Annotated in this window: 17 protein-coding genes and 1 tRNA gene; 8 read left to right on the top strand and 10 right to left on the bottom strand. The window is 60.5% G+C overall.

Annotated features, from left to right (window positions below; all coding sequences use genetic code 11):
• Window positions 1–109 precede the first annotated feature (109 nt).
• Both J3454_RS15030 and J3454_RS15025 read right to left on the bottom strand, forming a co-directional pair.
• The gene (locus J3454_RS15030) at window positions 110–1,141 is read right to left on the bottom strand and encodes a hypothetical protein (protein WP_349514562.1); all 1,032 of its coding nucleotides are present in this window, start codon (window positions 1,139–1,141) and stop codon (window positions 110–112) included.
• Window positions 1,142–1,238: 97 nt separating this feature from the next.
• The gene (locus J3454_RS15025; RefSeq protein ID WP_349514561.1) at window positions 1,239–3,938 is read right to left on the bottom strand and encodes a TonB-dependent receptor; all 2,700 of its coding nucleotides are present in this window, start codon (window positions 3,936–3,938) and stop codon (window positions 1,239–1,241) included.
• Between the two features lie 351 nt (window positions 3,939–4,289).
• Here J3454_RS15025 and J3454_RS15020 point away from each other — a divergent pair, with 351 nt between their 5' ends.
• The 4 genes from J3454_RS15020 to J3454_RS15005 all read left to right on the top strand — a co-directional run bounded on the left by J3454_RS15020 (window position 4,290) and on the right by J3454_RS15005 (window position 8,629).
• Complete coding sequence (locus J3454_RS15020) at window positions 4,290–4,964, top strand: FCD domain-containing protein (protein ID WP_349514560.1); 675 nt, start codon at window positions 4,290–4,292, stop codon at window positions 4,962–4,964.
• Window positions 4,965–5,103: 139 nt separating this feature from the next.
• A complete protein-coding gene (locus J3454_RS15015) occupies window positions 5,104–6,081 on the top strand; it encodes a dihydrodipicolinate synthase family protein (protein ID WP_349514559.1) in 978 nt (325 codons plus the stop codon).
• A complete protein-coding gene (locus J3454_RS15010) occupies window positions 6,078–7,403 on the top strand; it encodes an MFS transporter (RefSeq protein WP_349514558.1) in 1,326 nt (441 codons plus the stop codon). Before J3454_RS15015 ends, J3454_RS15010 begins: the two co-directional genes overlap by 4 nt.
• A 440-nt stretch (window positions 7,404–7,843) precedes the next feature.
• The gene (locus tag J3454_RS15005) at window positions 7,844–8,629 is read left to right on the top strand and encodes a helix-turn-helix transcriptional regulator (RefSeq protein ID WP_349514557.1); all 786 of its coding nucleotides are present in this window, start codon (window positions 7,844–7,846) and stop codon (window positions 8,627–8,629) included.
• On the opposite strand, the gene J3454_RS15000 is transcribed toward J3454_RS15005, so the two are convergent.
• Window positions 8,626–9,939: a tyrosine-type recombinase/integrase gene (locus J3454_RS15000; RefSeq protein ID WP_349514556.1), complete on the bottom strand. Its 1,314-nt coding sequence runs from the start codon at window positions 9,937–9,939 to the stop codon at window positions 8,626–8,628. The genes J3454_RS15005 and J3454_RS15000 overlap by 4 nt on opposite strands.
• Before the next feature lie 159 nt (window positions 9,940–10,098).
• Window positions 10,099–10,189 (bottom strand) — tRNA-Ser (locus J3454_RS14995).
• A 269-nt stretch (window positions 10,190–10,458) separates the two neighbouring features.
• On the opposite strand from J3454_RS14995, the gene J3454_RS14990 reads away from it, so the two are divergent.
• Window positions 10,459–11,277, top strand: coding sequence for a DUF1134 domain-containing protein (locus J3454_RS14990; protein ID WP_349514555.1), 819 nt, complete (start codon window positions 10,459–10,461; stop codon window positions 11,275–11,277).
• A gap of 59 nt (window positions 11,278–11,336) precedes the next feature.
• Window positions 11,337–12,512: an amino acid aminotransferase gene (locus J3454_RS14985; protein WP_349514604.1), complete on the top strand. Its 1,176-nt coding sequence runs from the start codon at window positions 11,337–11,339 to the stop codon at window positions 12,510–12,512.
• On the opposite strand, the gene J3454_RS14980 is transcribed toward J3454_RS14985, so the two are convergent.
• The 6 genes from J3454_RS14980 to J3454_RS14955 are packed head-to-tail and all read right to left on the bottom strand — an operon-like array spanning window position 12,498 to window position 17,961.
• Window positions 12,498–13,511: a Gfo/Idh/MocA family protein gene (locus J3454_RS14980; protein WP_349514554.1), complete on the bottom strand. Its 1,014-nt coding sequence runs from the start codon at window positions 13,509–13,511 to the stop codon at window positions 12,498–12,500. The two genes, J3454_RS14985 and J3454_RS14980, sit on opposite strands and share 15 nt — an antisense overlap.
• On the bottom strand, window positions 13,508–14,467 hold the full coding sequence (locus J3454_RS14975; RefSeq protein ID WP_349514553.1) for an MDR/zinc-dependent alcohol dehydrogenase-like family protein: 960 nt from the start codon (window positions 14,465–14,467) through the stop codon (window positions 13,508–13,510). Before J3454_RS14975 ends, J3454_RS14980 begins: the two co-directional genes overlap by 4 nt.
• A gap of 12 nt (window positions 14,468–14,479) precedes the next feature.
• A complete protein-coding gene (locus J3454_RS14970; RefSeq protein ID WP_349514552.1) occupies window positions 14,480–15,586 on the bottom strand; it encodes an inositol-3-phosphate synthase in 1,107 nt (368 codons plus the stop codon).
• A 28-nt stretch (window positions 15,587–15,614) separates the two neighbouring features.
• Entirely contained in the window at window positions 15,615–16,547 is a 933-nt protein-coding gene (locus tag J3454_RS14965; RefSeq protein ID WP_349514551.1) for a glycoside hydrolase 5 family protein, read from the bottom strand.
• Window positions 16,544–17,362 (bottom strand): TIGR04290 family methyltransferase, encoded by an 819-nt coding sequence (locus tag J3454_RS14960; RefSeq protein ID WP_349514550.1) that lies wholly within the window; start codon window positions 17,360–17,362, stop codon window positions 16,544–16,546. The genes J3454_RS14965 and J3454_RS14960 overlap by 4 nt, the downstream gene beginning before the upstream one ends.
• Window positions 17,363–17,364: 2 nt before the next feature.
• The gene (locus J3454_RS14955; protein ID WP_349514603.1) at window positions 17,365–17,961 is read right to left on the bottom strand and encodes a histidine phosphatase family protein; all 597 of its coding nucleotides are present in this window, start codon (window positions 17,959–17,961) and stop codon (window positions 17,365–17,367) included.
• Between the two features lie 252 nt (window positions 17,962–18,213).
• On the opposite strand from J3454_RS14955, the gene J3454_RS14950 reads away from it, so the two are divergent.
• Window positions 18,214–19,329, top strand: a complete 1,116-nt coding sequence (locus tag J3454_RS14950; RefSeq protein ID WP_349514549.1) for an NAD-dependent epimerase/dehydratase family protein — start codon at window positions 18,214–18,216, stop codon at window positions 19,327–19,329.
• Complete coding sequence (locus tag J3454_RS14945) at window positions 19,326–20,417, top strand: SDR family NAD(P)-dependent oxidoreductase (protein WP_349514548.1); 1,092 nt, start codon at window positions 19,326–19,328, stop codon at window positions 20,415–20,417. The genes J3454_RS14950 and J3454_RS14945 overlap by 4 nt, the downstream gene beginning before the upstream one ends.
• The last annotated feature ends 10 nt before the right edge of the window (window positions 20,418–20,427 follow it).

The following is a 20,427-nucleotide window of genomic DNA, read 5'->3' as shown; positions in this document are numbered from 1 at the left end:
GCGAGGGTTGCTGGGTGAGCGGCATGATAGAGAGATCCACTCATGCAAGCGGGCAATGTCAGTAGAGCCCCTGCCAATATCGTGGCGCGTCCGGTTATCCAATTTCTTCTCATCGCCGTGCTTCCGTTACTGCCCAGATGCGCGCTGTGCGTTTTCCCGGATTTGTTTCGCCACCCGGCAAGATAAATCCAAAGGGACTGGCCACGACCGGCCGCTTTATTGCCGAGGGACCGGGGTGATAGCCGGCGAGCGCCCAAGCCTCGCTTCCCGGCGACCATCGCCAGATGCGAAGATCAAACCCGGGATCATGATCGAATAGCCCGGTAAGCTGCCTCTCAAAACGCTCACGTTGGGGGTTCGCCGGATCGCTCGCCGAAGCACGAATGCCCTCGATCCGCCGGAAGCTAATCATGTCGACACCCCCGACCAACAAGATCTCTCCGCCCGGAAGGCCTAATATAGCAGGCCACGCTAACTCGACAGGTAAGCGAGGAAGGTGGGACCAGCGGCCTTCCGATGGATCGTAGCGCAACACCTCATCAGACCCATACCACCGCCCCTCGACCAGTCTCCGTCCACCAGCCAGAACAAGACAGTCAGCTGTGGCAACTCCACCAAAGCCCTCTCGTGGCATCCATGGGATACTCGTTGACACCCAACCACTTGCTGCATCATCGAGATCAAATATGTGAAGTTTGTCGCCGCCCGCGACAAGTACGCTTCGAGCCACAATACCGCCTGCCGGATCGGCAATTGGCGAGGGCAGCGGTGCCATCCTGCGTGAGGTTGGCCTCCCGCTGCGGTCCACCTCAATCTTGAAGACATCTGCTAATGGAGACGACGTGCCACCTGCGATCCCGCCGATGCAATACAGGGCATTGTCGACCACCACAGACAGCATTTGATCGGTGCCTTGAGGTAACAATCCGGGAAAATTTTGCCACTCCTTGCCATCCCAAGTCCAAGCGTCCGCTGAGTAGGCTTTTCGACCGCCCCGTGTTGCGGTCTGTGCGGGTTCTGGAAAGTTCGAACCGCCGACAAGCACCAAGCGCTCGCCAATCCACCCCCCGCACATTCCCGCACGCCCGATCGGCAAGCCTTCAATCGCGTCTGCTGGAAGTTCGGCAATCTCCCGCCACACAAGCCCGTCGCTCCTCACCGAAACACTTGGGCTCACGCCTGCCGCCGGTGGGGCAATTTGCATTCCTGCAGCAGCAAGCGCAAGAGCAACCCACATCCTAAAATGTCGCCCGCGCACCAAATTGGATACGCGCTCCCGTGTATTCGATGAAACGAACTCTCGAAGGATCCGACGAATACTGAAATTGCTCGGCATTGAAGATGTTCAAAGCTTCGACGCTGATCGTCAGCCTGTCATTTATGCTGAAGTTTGCAGAAGCGTCGAGCTGGCCAAAGCTGTCACGAAACTCAGGAAGCTGGAAAACTCCCAAAGTCTGAGCAAGAAAGCTCGATCTGTAATTATAGGCTGCGCGGATGCCAAACCGACGATCCTCGTAAAATAGGATCAGGTTGGCGTTATGCTTCGACAAACCCTCAAGCGAAAAGATCCGATCGGTAACAAAAGGGTTGCTTCCGGTAATTGAACTGTCAGCGTATGTGTAATTTGCGACCATGCCGAGGTTGTCAAGCGGAGCAGGAAGGAATTCAAAGTCACGCTGATATGCCAGTTCGACGCCGTAAATGTTCCCACCGTCTGCATTCTCCGGTTGAGTGAAATTAAAACTTTGTGTGACCCCTTGGAAGGATATCGGAAGAAACGAAGTCAACGTCTGGGTTACAGATGAAATTTTCTTGTAAAACCCTGCTGCGGTAAAGGTGCCTGCTCGTTCGGAATACCACTCGAGCGAAAGGTCGAACTGCGTCGCTAGGAAAGGGTCAAGATCCGGGTTGCCGGACGTGGCCTGCCTGTTTTCTGGGCTCAGCGCCGAAAAGCCGGGAGACAAGAACGAAATCTCCGGGCGCGCCATGACACGTCCAGCAGCCAAGCGAAGCAAAAGCGTGTCTGTGACGTCGAACTTCGCGTTGAAGCTCCACAACAAATTGTTATATCGACGATCAGATGCGAGCAGTTGCGGTGCGCCAAATATGAAGGTGACGTCTCCGGGCCGGCTTACTGTATCCAGAGCAATCGGGGTTGGTACAAACCCACTGGATACCATGTCAGTGATGACATATCTCACACCAGCATTGCCGCTAAAAGGCACGCCTATGTCCCCGGCAAAATCAGTCCGCGCATAGAAAGCGGTAGTCTTCTCTCGCACATTTACGAAATTTGCTGGTCGGGAAGTGAGTGGCGGCAATCCATTCGGCAAGAAATGATCCCGCAAGTGGATCGGATCGGCGGTTGCCCATGTCCGTGGGAAATTTCCTGCCTCTCGGCCAAGAAAGTTATCGACCGGGAATTCCGTGACAGCGCCGGGCGGCAAGATGTTTTGAATTCCAGGCGTGAGGGCCGATATACAATTTCCGAAGTTGCAGTTATCGGTGGTTATCTGATCGTTAAAAAACTCCCGGTCAGAATATCGTGCGCCAGCGTATAATGCCGTAATAAAGCCGCTTGTTAGTTCATACTTGCCGTCTGCTGCAAAGGCGTATTCAATGTCAGAAGCATCGTCGATATCAACACGCACAAATCGGAGAATGTGCGAACCGTAGTTCGCGGGGTCATAGTTGATAAAGCTGATGTCAGGAATTCGGTTGCCTGAAGTATAATCGAAAACTGTTCTATTAGAAGCGCGGCGAGGGATATCGATAATGGTAGCCAAGGTTTCGCGCCTGCGGTTTGCTTCGCCGTACGAACCATCGAGTGTGACACTGAACGGTCCACTTGCCCATTCAGCTTTAAAGCCGGCGATTAGCAGGTCGCTGTTTGTGTCGAAATTCCTGTTGTCCACGTTAGAAAACGAGTTGCCAACATCGATGAGCGTCAAATCGCCATCATCAGCCGATTGCAATTCCAGTGGTACGTAACCGCCGCGATTGGGCGGGATCTGGAGCCGTGTCCGATAGGTGAGATCGTTGAATTTCGAGTAGAAGAGATCACCAGTCAGATTTAGCCCGTCGATCGGTTCAAATTGAATGGCTGCATACGCATTGATCCTTTCGCGATCAGTTGTAGTTGCGTCAATCTGAATGTTCTCAGGCTCAAAAACTGGACGAGTCAGATTGTTTGCAGTCGCGAAGTTTTGAAAATTTGCAGACGATCGGGTGTACCCATTTTGGTTGTAAACATCGCTGCGAAATTTGCGTAGCGAGTATGAACCAGACAGGAGAATGCCGATGCGGTTATCAGCGAAAGTTGTGCTTACCAATCCAGCAAATCGAGGGGCGAGCTTTTCACGGGCAAAATCGTAGCTCCCGAAGGCCGAGGCTGTGATGCGCGTTTTCCCGATGTCCAACGGCTTTGGCGTCTCGATAAACACAGTGCCGCCAACGCCGCCTTCGGCAACATCCGCTGTTGGGCTTTTGGCGACCGCTATGCTCGATACAAGTTCCGAGGCGAGGACAAGAAAATTGAAATCGCGCTGACCGGCATCGCTCGGGGCGGTGCGGCCATTCACCAGCACCCTATTGAATTGCGGGCCCAGACCGCGAATCGAAATCGCTGTACCTTCACCGCCGTTTCTCTCGATTTGCACCCCTGTGATGCGCTGGAGAGACTCAGCCAGGTTTTCATCCGGAAAATCGCCAATGTCTTCGGCCGATATACCATCAATAATGGAGTCTGCTGAGCGTTTTCGGTTGACAGCATCTTCGAGCGACCGCCGAATGCCTGAAACGATGATTTCGCCTTGCTCACCAGACTCCGACTGGGACTCCACCTCCTGCGCTGAGGCGGCGGTCGACAAGCCTATCGCAAGCGCAAAGTGCGATGCCGAGATGGCGACCAGAGCCGCACGAGTTAACAGTTTCTTCAACGTCACCCCTCCTTGATTATTCGCGTGGTATAATAGGTTTGAGCGGAATAGGCAAGACAGCGAATGTGAACGCCCGCAGTGCATCGTCATTGAAAGTGCACGCACTTAACCATCTGATTTTGCTGTGATGTGAGCAGGTCGCTCTCTAGGCTGTTTCCGAAGCGGTTTGAGAGGCGGCGGTTATGGTATGATTTCTTTGGCGCGTCTGCAGCGCTGTGCAAGGCCGGCGTAACAATGTAGGTTTGGGGTAGGGCAAGGGAATTCGGATAAGCATGCATGGTTGAAGCAGCAACAAGTTCAGAGCCTCACGCAACTGCTGACGGGAGTTCGGGGCCCAGCAGGCTGTCCGAGATGGTGCAGGAAGGCATCATGGAGGAAATCCGCCGTGGAACCTATCGCCCCGGCGACCATCTTCCAGCAGAACGGGTGCTGATGGAGCACTTTGGAGTGGGTCGCCCGTCCATCCGAGAAGCCCTGTTTGCGCTCGAACGGCGTGGCGTGGTGAGGTTGCGCAAAGGCGGACGTCCCGAGGTGCTCGAACAGTCCCCTCGGGCCATACTGGATGCGCTTTCGTTCATTGCTGGTGACTTGTTGTCTACAGATGCAGGCGTCGCTCACTTCAATGAAGCCAGGCGGATGTTTGAGATATCGCTCGCTCGATACGCGGCTGAAAGGGCGACCCTCGCTCAGTTGACTCGGATCGAGCGTATTCTCGAATCTAGCCAGCGCGCCATCGGCGACCATGAACGCTTCAAAGCTCTTGATATCGCGTTTCATCGCGCTTTGGCCGAACTACCCCGGAACCCGGTTCTTCTCGCGATCCACGATGCCCTAGTCGACTGGGTAATGTACCGGCGCAGGGTGGACCCCGCCGAGGTGGCTTCACGCAACAAGTCCGCGCTGGAAGGGCACTGGAGTGTGGCAAAAGCGATCCGCAATCGTGATCCCGATCAGGCTGAGGCGGCAATGGTCCACCATCTCCAGTCCGGCGCTTCGGACGAAACAAGCCGGTACTTCTCACCATAAACTCCGATAACTGCCAGGCACATTCCGTCAAAAGCCTGTTGCATCGCCCCTCATGGTATACTAGGTTTCTGGGGAAGGGGTAGTTTATGATGGATGTGTGGGTGCGGGCGTCGGCGCGTCTTCGTTCAGGGGGAGGGCGATGAGTAGCGCCAGCGAGGCTTTAGGAAGTCCGTCTTCCCGTCGGCAAAGTAATGACGGAACAGGTTTTCAGCTGATCGCTGCGCCCTTCACTCCGCTTGACCCAAGCGGTGCGTTGGCGTGCCACGTCATTCGCGACTTGGCGGACCGTCTCCACGGCGACGGCGTCACAGGTGTGTTCATTTGCGGATCGAATGGCGAGGGGCCCTCGCTCTCATCGAGCGAGCGTGCACAGGTCACCGAAGAGTGGATCGCTACTGCAAAGGGTCGCTTGAGGACTATGGTGCACGTGGGCCATTCCAGCATCACAGAAGCCCGCGCATTAGCTCGTCATGCAGCGGAACATGGGGCCGATGCTGCGTCGGCAACGGCATCATTCTACTTTCGTCCCGGGTCATTAGGCGACCTAGTGGACAGCATGGCCGAGATCGCTGCCGGGGCTCCCGATCTCCCGTTCTACTATTACCATCTACCAGCAATGACAGGTCTGAACTTCGACATGGTCGCCTTTCTTGATGAGGCACGAAACCAGATTCCGAACTTCGCCGGCATAAAATATACGGCATCAACGATATGGGAATATCAAGCATGCATCGATAATGCGAAAGACTCGTCGATGGAGGTGCTTTTCGGATATGACGAGATGCTGCTTCCTGCGATGAGCGTTGGCGCGAGTGGCGCCGTCGGTAGCACCTATAATTTTGCAGCGCCGCTCTATCGTCAGATGATCGAGGCGTTTCAGAACGGCCGGCTCGAACTGGCTAGAGAGCGAATGAGCGAACTTGTGACCATGGTGCGGATACTGACACGCTATCCGGCCATTCCCGCGCAAAAAGCAATTATGAAACGGATCGGATTAGATGTGGGGCCGTGCCGGCTGCCGCTTGGGTCGCTGTCACAGGACAAGATATGCTCGCTTTACCGCGACTTGGATGCAGTCGATTTCTGGAATTCACTCGATAGGGTACGCGGCGCATGACGGAGGCTTCGGTAAGCGAAGGCCGTCGTACATGGAAGGGACTGAGATGGCTGATACTGGCAGTGATCTTTGCTGCGGGTGCCCTCAACTACATCGATCGCAATGTCTTATCGTTCACAATGATCGATATGGGTTTTAAGCGCGATCTTCTGGGCCTTGATCCGTCCTCTGCATTCTCAGAAACTGATGACGCTCTCTTCAAACAATCAATGGGGATTGTCGATGCTGCCTTCAAGCTTGGGTACGCACTGGGCTTCTTGATTACAGCCTGGGCCATTATGCGGTTCGGATTAAAATTCGCCTATGCAGCCTTCATCACAGTATGGAGCCTTGCTGGCATGGCGGCAGCCGGGGCGAATGGCTTTGCAGGCCTTGCGGCAGCAAGGGTGGTGCTGGCAATGGCCGAGGCGGGGCACTTTCCCGCAGCCGCACGGACGATCGCGGAGTGGTTTCCGACAAATCAGCGAGCCACAGCATTCGGCCTTTTCAATGCGAGCGGGAATGTCGGCGTCGTGGTTGCGGCATGGCTAATTCCCGTACTTACGCTTGCCTATGGATGGCGAGCGAGTTTTCTCGTAGCAGGCGCTATCGGATTGGTAGTCTGCATTGCCTGGCTGGCCATCTACCGCCCGCTCAAGGAACATCCGCGTCTTAGTGCTCGCGAACTCTCTCTCATTGAAGCGGACCTGCCGTCGGGCGGAGATGAGGCGCCGCGAACTTGGAGTGATCTTCTGCGTGACCGACGAGCATGGAGCTTCGTCGGAGCAAAAGTGATAATCGACCCTGTATTCTGGTTTTATTTGACGTGGTTGCCCGATTTTTTCAACAGTAACGAAGCGCTGGAAACAAAGCTAACGTTAGCAACCATCGGAATTCCCTTTCTAATCATTTTCATAGTAGGGGATCTTGGCGCGATTTTCTTCGGTTGGCTTTCATCGAAGCTTCTTATATTAGGCCTATCACTTAACTCAGCTCGCAAATCTGTAATGGCGCTTTGCGCAATTTGTATGCTGCCTCTACTATCTGTGGCGTATGTAGAGGGCGTCTGGGTTGCTATAGCGCTCTTGACGCTGGCTACCGGCGCACATCAGGGGTTTTCTGCAATTCTGTTTTGTTCTGTTACGGATCTCTACCCGAAATCCGATGTCCCTCGCGTTATCGCTATGGGCGGCATTGGCGGAGCGCTTGCGGGCGCCGCTTTTGCTGCGTCCATCGGCTTTGTAAGGGTGGAGTTCGGATACGCACCAATCTTCTCCACGGCAGCCATTGCTTATGTGGTAGCTCTGGGGATTTTTCATTTGGCGGTGCCGCGTTACCGGTAAGAGATGCCAAGGATGGTCGAAGCGGACACGGTCGCTGATACTGTTGAAAGACGCCCATGACTGCAAGCGTTTTGCCATCACACTGGACATAAGTTACATGGACAGTAGTGGTGTTGGTATTAACATAATGTATGTTGCCCATTTGACGGCGTGTACGCGCTGAATAGAAATGACATCCCTCTGCAAGATAGAGATGGCACCTTCTGCCGCTGATTGTGGTTGCGACCTGCGAGGAGATGCACCTGAGGATGGTCAATAGTGAGAAGACCCTTGGCTACATGGATGCGATGACCGCCAACATCCTTCTCCGCTAGATTCTGTGCAAAGTTTGACAGATCAAGACATCTGCCCACCAACTGGGCAAACGCAGCAAACTCTTGAATGCCGACGTCATCTGTGACGATAAGCGACTTATAGCCTCAACCCCGCCAAAGGTTTGAATGACACTAATCACGCCATGGTCGCCCTACCTTGAACAAGCCTTGACCACATCAGCGGGTCGCATAGCCTTGGTGAAAGCCTTCGGCGACCTTGTCTGCGTCCAACAAGGCTTCCATGAGCACGAGCTTCCGGAGATTTTCGCCGCGCCTGAAGACGAGGGTGAGAACGACGCCTGCCGCCATCTGGTGACTATGGATGCCGCGTTTCTGACGACCCAGTTCGTACGAGAGAGAATTGCCACCTTCGCGCGGCCCTTGGGCGGCGGCGAGGTTGTCCCGATAGTGGCGAGCATGTGGGAGATCGACGATCCTTTGCCGAGGATGGCAACCGGTGCTTTCAACCTTCACGATTGGGCTAATCACGAGGCGCCGCTCACACACCGCATCTTCGTCGATAGCGCTGATTTTGACGAGTGGCTCGCAGGTTTGATTTCCCCGGCTCGCCTCAGCAATCGCGAATTGGAAGCGGCGCTTGACCCGCAGCTACGCGCCGCACGGGCAGTGGCTGCCCGGCGGGTGAAGACTGCCCTCGAACCGCAAGGACAAAGCTTCGAGGGCGATGCAGGGGTCAGCTTTTCGCAATCCCTGTCGGTCGGCGATGAATTGCTTACGCGCCCGGAGGTTGAAGCGCTGGTCAAGCTTGGACGAAGCGCGATCTACGCCAAAATCAAAGACGACGGTTTTCCGGACAACATCATGCTTGGCGGCCGGGCCGTCTGGCGCAAAAGCGAAGTGATGGCGTGGGTCGAAGAGAAAGCAGCCCAAGGCCGGAGATCGATAAGCTAGCGCGGCTTGCGACGGGGGCTGTCTAGGATCTCGGTGGCCGGTAGTGCGCCATCCATGATCATATCGGCCCACCGCTTGGCCAGCTCGCGCCGACGGCCCATATAGCGCGCCCGGTTGTAGCGCAGTTCGGTGGCGCTCATGCCTGCGGGCGTGTGGGCCAGCATCAGGTCGATGATCAGGCGGTCGGCAAACAGTCGCACGTCAGTGCCCAACTCGCGTTCGGCCTGCTCATTCATGATGGTTGAAAAGCTCGAGCGCCAGCCATGCGGCACATGCTTTCCCTTATAGCCTTCGCGGTTGTAGAGATAGCCGATCGCATTCACGGTCATCGCCGCAGTGCCTGCGCGGGCGTTCGGAAAGACGTAGGGCGCACGGCCAGTGAGCAGGCGAACGACCCGCAGTATTTGGACGGCCTGCGACGACAGCGGGATCTTGTGGTCGAAGGCCTCGTCGCTGCGCAGCTTCAGCTCCTGCTTGATTTTGCCTGCAGGCACTGTCCAAAGGGCCTCGCTGACATCGGCTGACCGATTGGCCCAGTCGACGCCGCTGATCTCGTTCCATTCCATGTGTCGCACCATGCCGGGGCGCTGGGCTGTGAGTGCAAGGAACCGGCTTGCAAGCCGGGTGACAGGAGAAGCACCTGCCCGGTCAATGTCTCCAAGCATCCTTTTTATGGCGTCCACGTCGAGCAGCGCCGGATAACGCTTTGAGGGCGGCAGAGGCGCTAGCGCGTCATTTAAGTCGTTCGCCGGGTTCTCGAGGGCAGCCCCATGCGCATTCACATAGCGGAAGATTGCAGCGACGCGCTGTTTCACCCGCCGTGCCGTCTCGATTGAGCCGCGCCCCTCGATCTTCTTCAGTACCGACAGCAACAGCGGTTTATCGATGACGTCCATCGGCATTTTGCCCAAGTGCGGAAAGATATCCCGTTCAAGGCTGGTGATCACATCATTAGCGTGAACAGGCTTCCACTTCGGCTTCTGGACTGTGTGCCATGCACGAGCCGCCTGTTCGAAGGTCTGGAAGGTCCCACTGTTACCAACGAGCATGGCGCGCTTGGCAGAAACCCTGGGGTCTCGGCCATCACGGAGCAGCTTGCGAGCATCGTTGCGCTTCTCCCGCGCCTCGGCGAGCGAGACTTCTGGATAGACCCCAAGCGTGAGCAGCTGTTCCTTCCCGTCCAAACGATACTTGAAGCGCCATGACTTATGATTCTTTGGCGAAATATGCAGGAAGAGCCCGCCGCTGTCGGACACCTTGTATGCCCTGTCCTTTGGTGCTGCGGCGCGAATCGCTTTATCCGTAAGCATCCAATACCCCCAATCGTTTGAGTCCCTTACCCCCAATCTACCCCGACATGTATCTGGCTAGGGCAGGATTAGGCTGGAACGGATTGGACGCCAAAACGGTGTATTGTAAAGGGCTTGCTAGGCCCTTTGGCTGGGTTTGGACCGGCCTGGAAGGGCCGGTGGCGGAGACGGAGGGATTCGAACCCTCGGTACCCTGATAGAGTACGGTTCCTTAGCAGGGAACTGGTTTCAGCCACTCACCCACGTCTCCGGGCAACAGCGAGGCTGCGAGGAGCGCGCTATAGTCGGCATGTTGGTCAGCGGCAAGGTGGCTTGCGAAAAAACGCGGAGGACGCCCTGCATGACCGGAAGGCGACGCCGATATTCGGCAGCGGTTCATGCTGGGCGGCATAGCCACAAACGCCTCGTCGCAATTCCGATTCGCTCCGGCGACAGGCGATTGCGGCGCAGGGCAAATGGGATTCTGTGTCAGATGTGCAAGTCTGCGCATGGTGGCAGGTTGAGGCGAAAGGCGGCAACATGGCCGGATTGATTGGACGAACCTTCGGATTGCACGGTCGGCTGGGAGGGCTGGTCACGGGCCTGCTTGCGGCCTGCGCGCTGACGGTTCCCGCGACCGCGCAGGAGCTTGAAAGCTTCGATCCCGATCAGGCGTACAGCACGCAGAACACCGCGCCCGAGGGCGGCATCGACGGCGATCTGATCGCACCCGAAAGCCAGCAATCGTCGGCACCAGCACCAGCACCGACCGCACCGGCGTTCGAGGAAGAGTTCGGCGACTACGGTGCACCCTCTGCCGCGCAGGACCCGGCAGCACCGGCAGACGCGGCACCGCTCCCGACGGCTGAGGATGGCGCGACCTATGGCGAGGACGACCTGATCGGCGCGGCCGAGGGCGTGTTTGGCAAGGGCGCGGAAGGCCTTGCCCGGATGATCGAGGATTTGCTGGAAAAGCAGGGCAAGCCCAACGCCTATATCGTCGGGCGCGAAGCGGGCGGGGCGTTCATCGTCGGCGCGCGCTACGGTTCGGGCACGCTCCACCACAAGATCGAAGGCGAGAAGAAGGTCTACTGGACCGGCCCTTCGATCGGCTTCGATGCGGGGGCCAATGCCGCCAACACCTTTGTGCTTGTCTACAATCTGTATGACAGTGAAGATCTCTACAAACGCTTCCCGGCGGGCGAGGGGCAGGCCTATTTCGTCGGCGGGCTGCACGCCAGCTACATGCGCTGGGGCGATGTCGTGCTGATCCCGATCCGCATGGGAGCAGGCCTGCGGCTGGGCGTGAACGCGGGCTACATGAAGTTTTCCAAAAAGCAGCGCTGGCTGCCCTTTTAGAAAATTGCGCGAAAACCCGGTTGCGGTGTGCGTCCCGGCGCGCCATGTGCCGGGCCATGATGCTTGACCGACTCGATCCGCAGGCGCCCGACGCGCTGCTCGCCCTCATCCGCCTCTACGCCGCCGATTCGCGTAGCGACAAGATCGACCTCGGTGTCGGGGTCTATCGCACCGAGGACGGCGACACCCCGGTGTTCGCCGCGATCAAGGCGGCCGAACAGCGGCTGGTCGATGAACAGGACAGCAAGTCCTATCTCGGCCCGGAAGGCGACATGGGCTTCGTCAATGCGTTGATGCCCTATATCTTTGGCGGCGACCCCACCAGGGGCGGGCGGATCACCGGAATGCAGACGCCGGGCGGCACCGGCGCGGTCCGGCTGGCGCTGGCGCTGGCGCAGAAGGCGGGCGTGAAACGCATCCACATGGGCGTGCCGAGCTGGCCCAACCACGCGCAGATCCTCGCCGATCTGGGGCTGGAGCTGGTGCCTTTCAATCACGCCAATACCGATGGCAGCGCCAATCTCGATGCCGTGCTGGGCGCGATCAACGGCGCGGGCGATGATGCGGCGGTGCTGCTGCACGCCTGCTGCCATAACCCCACCGGCATCGATTACACTGCCGATCAATGGGACGCGATTGCCGAGGCTTTCGCGGACAGCGGCACCTTCCCCATCATCGACAGCGCCTATCAGGGGCTGGGACAGGGTCTGGAGGAAGACGCGGCCGGCCTGCGCGCGGTGCTGGCCAAGGTGCCCGAAGCTTTCATCGCCTATAGCTGCGACAAGAATTTCGGCCAGTATCGCGACCGGGTGGGCGCGTTCTACGTTCTGGCACAGGACAAAGCCGCGCTCGACACCGCGTTCAGCAACGCCAATGCGCTGGCCCGCGCGTGCTGGTCGATGCCGCCCGATCACGGCGGCGCGGCGGTGCGGATCATCCTGCGCGATCCCGACCTGACCAAGCTGTGGGTGGCCGAACTCGACCAGATGCGCGCAAGGATGCGGCAAGTGCGCGATGCGCTCGCCAATGCGGGAACGGCGGGGCGGATCGATCTCGTGCCGCTCGGCACCCAGAACGGCCTGTTCGCGATGCTGCCCGTCTTCAAGGACGAGGTCGCGGCCTTGCGTGACGATCACGGCATCTACATGGCCGGATCGGGCCGCATCAACATCGCCGGACTGACGCAGGGCAACCTGCCCAAATTCATCGCCGCGCTGGCATCAGTCGCGGTCTGACCGCCTGCCGCCATCTGCGGCATAAATCCGGTCGATCAGCGCGGAGACTTCGACAAGGCGCAGCGCCGCTGTATCGAACGAGGCATCGCTTGCGAGCCGCTGCGCCCAGGCGGCGGCGGCGCGGCCGCCCCAGTCATCGGGCGGCGATACCAGCACCGCGGATGACGTGCCGCGATAGTGCAGCAATTCGAAATCGTAGAAACTGCCGCCGACATTGCGCAGCGATGCGCCGCCCTTGGTGCCGTAGAAGCTCGCCTCGATCCGGGCGTCCTGTCCGGCGTTGAGCCGCCACGAGCACGCCAATTGCACCGCAGCGCCGGTCGCAAGATCGAACCGCGCCGTTGCGTAATCCTCCACCTGATCGCTGCCGGGAGCAATCGGCTTTCCGTCCGCAAACAGCCGCGATGTGACCGCCTCCACCGCCGGAAAGCCGGTGAGCCACAGCGCAAGATCGGCAAGATGCACGCCCAGATCCATGACACAGCCCCCGCCCGATTGCGCGCGGTCATAAAACCACGGCTTGTCCGGGCCGTAGGCATTGTGGAACACCAGATCGGCGGCGAAGATTTCGCCCAATTCGCCAGACGCCATCAGGTCGGCGAGCGCTGCGGCGGCAGCGGTCTGGCGATAGGAATAATCCACCGCCAGCAGCCGGTCCGCCGCACGCGCCGCTTCGACCACGCGGCCTGCCTCGTCAGCCGTGCGGCCCAGCGGTTTCTGGCAGAACACCGCCAGCCCGCCCTCCAGCGCCGCGATCGCCTGATCGGCGTGCAGCGCGCTGGGGGTCGCGATCGCCACCCCGTCGAGTTCGGCATCGAGCAGGTCGTCGAAGCCAGGCAGGATGGCGGCTGCAGGGGCGATGGCCTGCGCTTCGCGGGCGCAATCCTCCGACGGATCGACGATGGCGGCGACATCGACCGCGCCGCTCGCCGCAATCGCGGCCATGCGGTGACGGCCGATCCAGCCGGTGCCGAGAAACCCGATCCGTGGCCGGGTCATGTCAGATCGATCAGCGCCTTGACGAAGCCGGGTGGCTTGTCGCGCGTCGCATCCAGAGCTTCGCCGAGCTGCGCCAGCGCATAGTGGTGCGTGTACAGCGGGCCGGGATCGAGCCTGCCGCTCGCCACCGCATCAACCGCCTCGCGCACACCGCGTAGCTGCACTGCCGGGTCGCGTTCATGCGCGTTGATCACGTCGATCCCCTTCCAGTTCCAGTTCTGCATGTTGACCTGACGCGGGCCGTCCTGATGGTAGCCCGCGACCACCAGCCTGCCGCCGAAGCCGACCAGTTCTCCCGCCAGATCGAGCGGCCATTGCTTGCCCACGCATTCGATCACGCGTTCGCACAGCGCATCGCCGGTGATCGCCTTCACCTGTTCGATGATCTGCCAGTGATCGTCCATCGGGATCGTCTCGGCAGCGCAGTAATGGCGGGCGAGATCGAGCGATTCGGCGCGGCGCGAGATCGCGATGACCCGCGCCCCGGCTGCGCTCGCAAGCCGGGTCAGGACCGCGCCGAGGAAGCCGATGCCGATGATCGCGACATGCTGTCCGGGTTTGATCGCGCTCCGGCGGAAGATGTTGAATGCGCAGCCCAGCGGCTCTCCGGGGAAGGGCTGGCCGTCCAGTTCCGGCGGCAGTTTCACCACCATGCCCGCTTGCGCAATGTCGGCCTCGGCATAGGAGCGGTAGGTCAGCGCCGCGACCCGGTCGCCCTCGGCCAGATCGGTGACGCCGGGGCCGACGGCGTCGATCACGCCCCAGCCTTCGTGCCCTAATTCGCCGGGGCTGGTGGGAAACTCCATCCACTCCGGCCCCTCCCACGGGGTGAGATTGGACGCGCACACGCCGCAGCCTTCCAGCCGCACGCGCACTTCGCCTGCGCCCGGCTCGGGCAGGGCGGCACGCGTGACGGCGAGTTCTCCGGGGCCGCGCAACACGGCTGCTTTCATCATGCCTGTCACCGGTCAGTCAGCCGCGATGAAGGCTTCGAGCGCGGTCCATGCCTCGTCATCGGTCAACTGCCGGGGCGGGTGCTTGCAGAAATAGGCGGCGGCAGGGTCTATCGGCCCCGCCAGCCCGCGATCACGCGCCAGCTTGGCACAGCGGATCATGTCGATCGCGACACCGGCCGAATTGGGCGAATCCTCCACCGACAGCCGCATTTCGAGGTTCATCGGCACCCCGCCGAACATCGTCCCCTCCATCCGCAGGAAACACACCTTGTTGTCGTTCTGCCACGCGACATAATCGGACGGGCCGATATGGATGTTTTCGTCCACCAACCGCGCCGCGGCGACCGATTGCACCGCTTCGGTCTTGGAAATCTTCTTCGATGCCGTCCGGCTGCGTTCCAGCATGTTGAGGAAGTCGGTATTGCCGCCGGTGTTGAGCTGATAGGTGCGTTCCAGCTTCACCCCGCGCTTGCGGAACAGGTCGGTCAGCACGCGGTGGACGATGGTTGCGCCCAGCTGCGCCTTGATGTCGTCACCGATGATCGGCACGCCCGCTTTCCGGAACCGCTCGGCCCATACGGGATCGCTGGCGATGAATACCGGGATGTTGTTGACGAAGGATACCCCCGCTTCCAGCGCGCATTCGGCATAGAACTCGCTCGCGCGCTGCGATCCGACGGGGAGGTAGTTCATCAGCACGTCGGCCCCGGTTTCGCGCAGGCCCGCGACCACCTCGGCGCGGTCCGGCTGGGGTTCGTCCGCTGCGCAGAAGGTGCGATCATCCGGGAAGGCGCGCATATGTTCGGCGATGCCATCGAGGATCGGGCCCATCCGCACTGTGGCCCCGGTCGGTTCCACCTGTTCGCAGAACTGCGTGGTGCAGTTCGGCCTGGCAAAGATCGCCTCGGCCACATCGCGTCCGACCTTGCGCCGGTCGACATCCCAAGCGGCGCAGATGCGGATGTCATCGGGATGATATCCGCCCAGCTCCTGATGCATCAGCCCGGTGGTGTCGTTCGCGCCGCCGCGATAATGGGCGATGCCCTGTACCAGCGAACTGGCGCAATTGCCCACGCCGACCAGCGCCACGTTGATTGCGCGCGAAGGGGGGGTGAGCATTGCAGTCTCCTTGGGGGTCATGAGGTGGTCACGCGCGTGCCGCCCTGGGCATGGCGGGGGTTACCGCCTGCGCGGGGGCGTAACGTTCGGTCATTTCGGCGCAGAAATCGGCGAAGGCCTGCGGATCGCGGGCGCAGCTTGTGTGGTGGGCTTCGACGCCGAGATGTTCGGGGGTGAAGCAATAGGTCACCATCACCTCGAAATCGGCCAGCGCCTCCATCTGCCGGTCAAACCAGTCGAGCGCGCCGGGACGGAAGCGGTCGGCCCATGACAGGCCGGTGCGCAGCTTGCGCACGCCCAGCTCCTTCATGATCCGCACCGCGTCATCTAGCCGGGGATCGTGGAAGTGGAACCACTGCATCAGCCCCATCCGGTCGGCATGGCGGGCGTAATGTTCGAGCGCGGGTTTGGGTGTCCCGTCTTCGCGGATCAGGCCCATGTAGAAATGGCGGTAGTAACTCGATCCTTCCGCCTCGCGGTGGCGGGTTTCCGCGCCCCATTCCTGCGGCAGGTCGAACAGCGAATACCAGTAGACGTTCGGCACCCGGCCCAGCAGCAGTTCGGCAGTGCGGCTCAGGCCGAACACCTGCACCTCCTCTGCCCCGAAGCTGCCGACGCCGACCTCGGTGGCCCAGACCGGCTTGTCGGGCACCACCGCCTCGATTCCGGCGATCTGTTCGGGCCAAGCGTCGATCGGCCACAGGTTCCAGTCGAGCGGGAAGCCGTGCACCGCTACCACATCGACAGACCCAAGCGCCCCATGCCTGCGCATCCGCTCCACCCAATGCGGATCGATCGGCGACATTCCGCCCAGCACGCGGGTGACATCGGGATTGATCGCGTTGATGGCTTTCCCGGCGCGGATCACCGTGTCGGCATAGATCGACCAGTCGGGATCGAGCGCCGGGTTCCAATGCGATTTGTTGTTCGGTTCGTTCCAGATCATTGCCGCTTCGATCACGCGCGCGCTCCCTTCGATGGATAGACTGCCGCGGGGCCATGTTCGCGGTAGGGAACCGGCGCGATGCGGCAGAGATAGACTTCGGGTTCGGGCTGCGCCTCAATGGCAAACCCGGCGGCACGCAGCATCGCCTGACTGCACGCCGCATTGGGCGCCCACCAGTTGGTCCAGTCATGCGCATATTCGCGTTCGATGAAATGCAGCTTGGGATAGGCCGGATCGTCGAAATAATCCGGCGGATCGAAGGTGCCGGGTTTGTGGAACGGATGGTCCTCAGGCACTTCCAGCACCGCATCACTGCCTTGCTGCATGGTCTGGAACAGCAGCATGTCGCCCGCCACGTGTTCGCGGATCAGATCGAGCGCGAGCAGAGGGTGGCGCAGGTGATACAGCACCCCCATGAAGATCACGAGGTCGAAGGTCTCGCCCAGCGCCGCCACATCGTAGACATCGCGCCGGGCAAATTCGATATCGCTGAAGCCAAGCGCCGCGCTCGCCAACCGCGCCTGATCGAGATAGCGTTCGTCGCTATCGATCCCCAGCACGCGGGCCGCGCCGCGTTTCTTCATCTCGATCGCATAAAAGCCTGCATTACAGCCGATATCGAGCACCGACTTGCCCGACAGGTCGGCCGGCAGGGCATCCTTGAACCGCCGGTATTTGAAGGCCGGATAATCGCCGAGAAAGTGATCGGGCGCGGTCGTGATGCCGTGTCCGATGTCGATATTCTGGAACCATGGTGCGAGGTCCGAAACCCGTTCCTGCAAGTCCCCGGCCGCCTCGCTGCGGCGCCGCTGTGGTCGCGTATTGGCCATCGTCAGACCACCCGTTCATTGAGGCTGATCAGGCGTTCGCCCCATGGTCCCGCCGCAATCCGGGTGACCGAGGCAGCGTCGATATCGAACGACAGGATGCGGTTCAGCGAAAGGCCCAAAATGCCTGCGACCGCCGCGCGGATGACATCGGCATGGGTGACCATTGCAACGATCAGGCCCGTCGCGGTGCTGGCGACCCGGCGCAGGTGATCGAGCACGCGTTGCTGCACCGCGAGCATGGTCTCGCCCGAAGGGGTGGCGGCATCGCCGCGCCGCGCATTCCATTCGCGCCATCGCAAATCCTGTTCGAGTTCGGCAAAGCCCTTGCCGCTCCACTCGCCGAAATCGATTTCGTTGAGCGGCTCGGCCACTTCGACAGCAATGCCGCGCCGGCGGGCAACGGCCAGCGCCGTCTCCTGCGCCCGCCGGACCGGACTTGTGTGAACCGCGTGCAATGCTTCGCCGTCGAGACGCGCGGTGAGCCTGTTCACTTGCGCGGTGCCGGCCGCCGATAATGGCACCTCTCCTACGCGTCCGGACAAGACCCGACCCAAATCCGAATGCGCCGCATGGCGAACGAGTAGGATGGTGGCTGTCATCATGCTCCTGATTTTGCTTTTGCTAGCAAAGTAGAAGCGGTCTTCCGGCTGCGCCTCAAGGTGGCAGGTTTCTATATTGAGTGAATATGCTGCGGCATGAAACTTTATAAGTAAAAAATGAAAGAAGTTCTGCCATATCGCGGTAAGCACTACAGATAAACATGCATTAAAATCACCCTATAGTCTTGGATCTCCCGATTTGCCCTAGGAACTCAGTAGAGGAAGAACCTTGGCAAAGCGGGAGGATTGTTTTTGGCTGACAGGATATTGGTAACCGGCGGGGCAGGCTTCATCGGGCGGCATCTGTGCCGTGAACTTCTGTCGCGCGGGTCTGAAGTGCGCGTGTTTGATGCGCTGATCGAACAGGTGCATCCCGGCGGCGAGCGGCCCGGCGATCTTCCCTCGGATGTCGAACTGATCGAGGGTGACGTCCGCGATGGCGATGCGGTGGCCCGCGCCCTCAAGGGTGCCGATCACGTGGTGCACCTCGCCGCCGAAGTCGGTGTTGGCCAGTCGATGTACGAGGTGGAACGCTACACCTCCACCAATGATCTGGGCACCGCCGTGCTGATGGAACGGCTGATCGACAACCCGGTTCAGCGCATCGTCACTGCGTCGTCGATGAGCATCTACGGCGAAGGGCTGTACCGCGATCGGCAGGGCAACCTGATCGAGGATGCCGCGCGCGGTGTGCTACGCGACGGGCAATCATCATGGAACCCGGTCGACGGTGACGGCCAGCCGCTGACCCCGGTGGCGACGCCCGAATGGAAGCAGCCCAACCTGTCTTCGGTCTATGCGCTCAATAAATATGTGCAGGAACGCATGACCCAGATCATGGCGGCGCCGTACGGAATCGAGAGCACCTGTCTGCGATTGTTCAACGTCTATGGGCCGGGGCAGGCGCTTTCCAATCCCTATACCGGCGTGCTGGCGATCTTCGCCGCGCGGTTGCTCAACGGGCAGCCGCCGCTGATCTACGAGGATGGCGAGCAGCGGCGCGATTTCGTGCATGTCAGCGATGTCGCGCACGCCTTTGCCGATGCGCTGGAACATCCGGCGGCGGCGGGCGGCACGTTCAACGTAGGATCGGGCGAGGATCGTTCGGTCAGCGATGTGGCCCGCAGTCTGGCGCAGGCGATGGGCCGCAACAATGTGGAGGCCGAGATCGTCGGCAAGGCGCGCACCGGCGATATCCGTCACTGTTATTGCGACGTCACGCTGGCCCGCGATGTGCTCGGCTTCGAAGCGCGGCAGGATTTTGGCGAAGGGCTGGCCGATCTGGCCGAATGGCTGTCGGGCCAGACCGCCGAAGACCGTGCCGAACGGGCACGCGGGGAACTCGAAGCGCGCGGGCTGGTCGCATGAGGCTGGACGACGGCAAGACCATCCTGATCACCGGCGGGGCGGGGTTCATCGGTTCGAACCTAGCCGCCCGGCTTCTGGAGCGCGGCTGCCGGGTGCGTATCCTCGATTCGCTCGAACGGCCCGGGGTCGAGCGCAATCTGGCATGGCTGACAGCGCGCTACGGCGACCGGGTCGAGCCGGTGGTCGCCGACCTGCGTGAGGCGGGCTGCATCGAAAAGGCGGTGCGCGGCGTCGGCGGCGTGTTTCACTTTGCCGCGCAGGTGGCGGTGACCACCAGCCTTGCCGACCCGCAATCCGATTTCGCCATCAACCTCGCCAGCACCTTTGCGTTGCTGGAAGCCCTGCGGCGCGACCGGCCCGGCGTGCCGATGATCTTCGCTTCGACCAACAAGGTCTATGGCGATTTGGCCGACCTGAGCTTTTGCCCGGGCGGTGACGGCTATGCACCGACGGACTTCGCGCTTGCCAGCCACGGCGTGCCCGAATCCCGCCCGCTGGATTTTCACACACCCTATGGCTGTTCCAAAGGCGCGGCGGATCAATACGTGCTCGACTACGCCCGCAGTTTCGGCCTTCCCGCTGCCGTTTTGCGGATGAGCTGCATCTATGGCGAGCGGCAGATGGGGACCGAGGATCAGGGCTGGGTCGCGCATTTCCTGATCCGCGCGCTCGCCGGGCAGCCGATCACACTTTACGGCGACGGGCGGCAGGTGCGGGACATCTGCGATGTGGCCGATACCTGCGATGCCTATATCGCGGCGCTGGAGAACATCGAGCATATCGCGGGACGCGCCTTCAACTGGGGCGGCGGGCCGGATAACGCCGTCAGCCTGCTGACGCTGATCGAGGAGATCGGGGCGATCACCGGCGATCCGCCGCAGGTCACCTTCGCCGATTGGCGCGCGGGCGACCAACGCTGGTTCGTGGCCGATACCCGCGCCGCCGACCATGCGCTGAGTCTCGGCCGCCGCAAGCCGTGGCGCACCGGGCTGCGCGATCTGGCGGACTGGCTCGTCAGCAGCCGGGCATCCGGCACGCCGCAAGCACCTGCGCCAGCGCCAGCGCGCTCGGCCGAGCGAGTGTCGTGACGCGCATGGC

The organism is Erythrobacter sp. NFXS35, from assembly GCF_040148725.1.
Classification (GTDB): Bacteria; Pseudomonadota; Alphaproteobacteria; order Sphingomonadales; family Sphingomonadaceae; genus Erythrobacter.
Note: the sequence above shows the minus strand (reverse complement) of the source record. Positions and strands in the feature narration are given on the sequence as shown.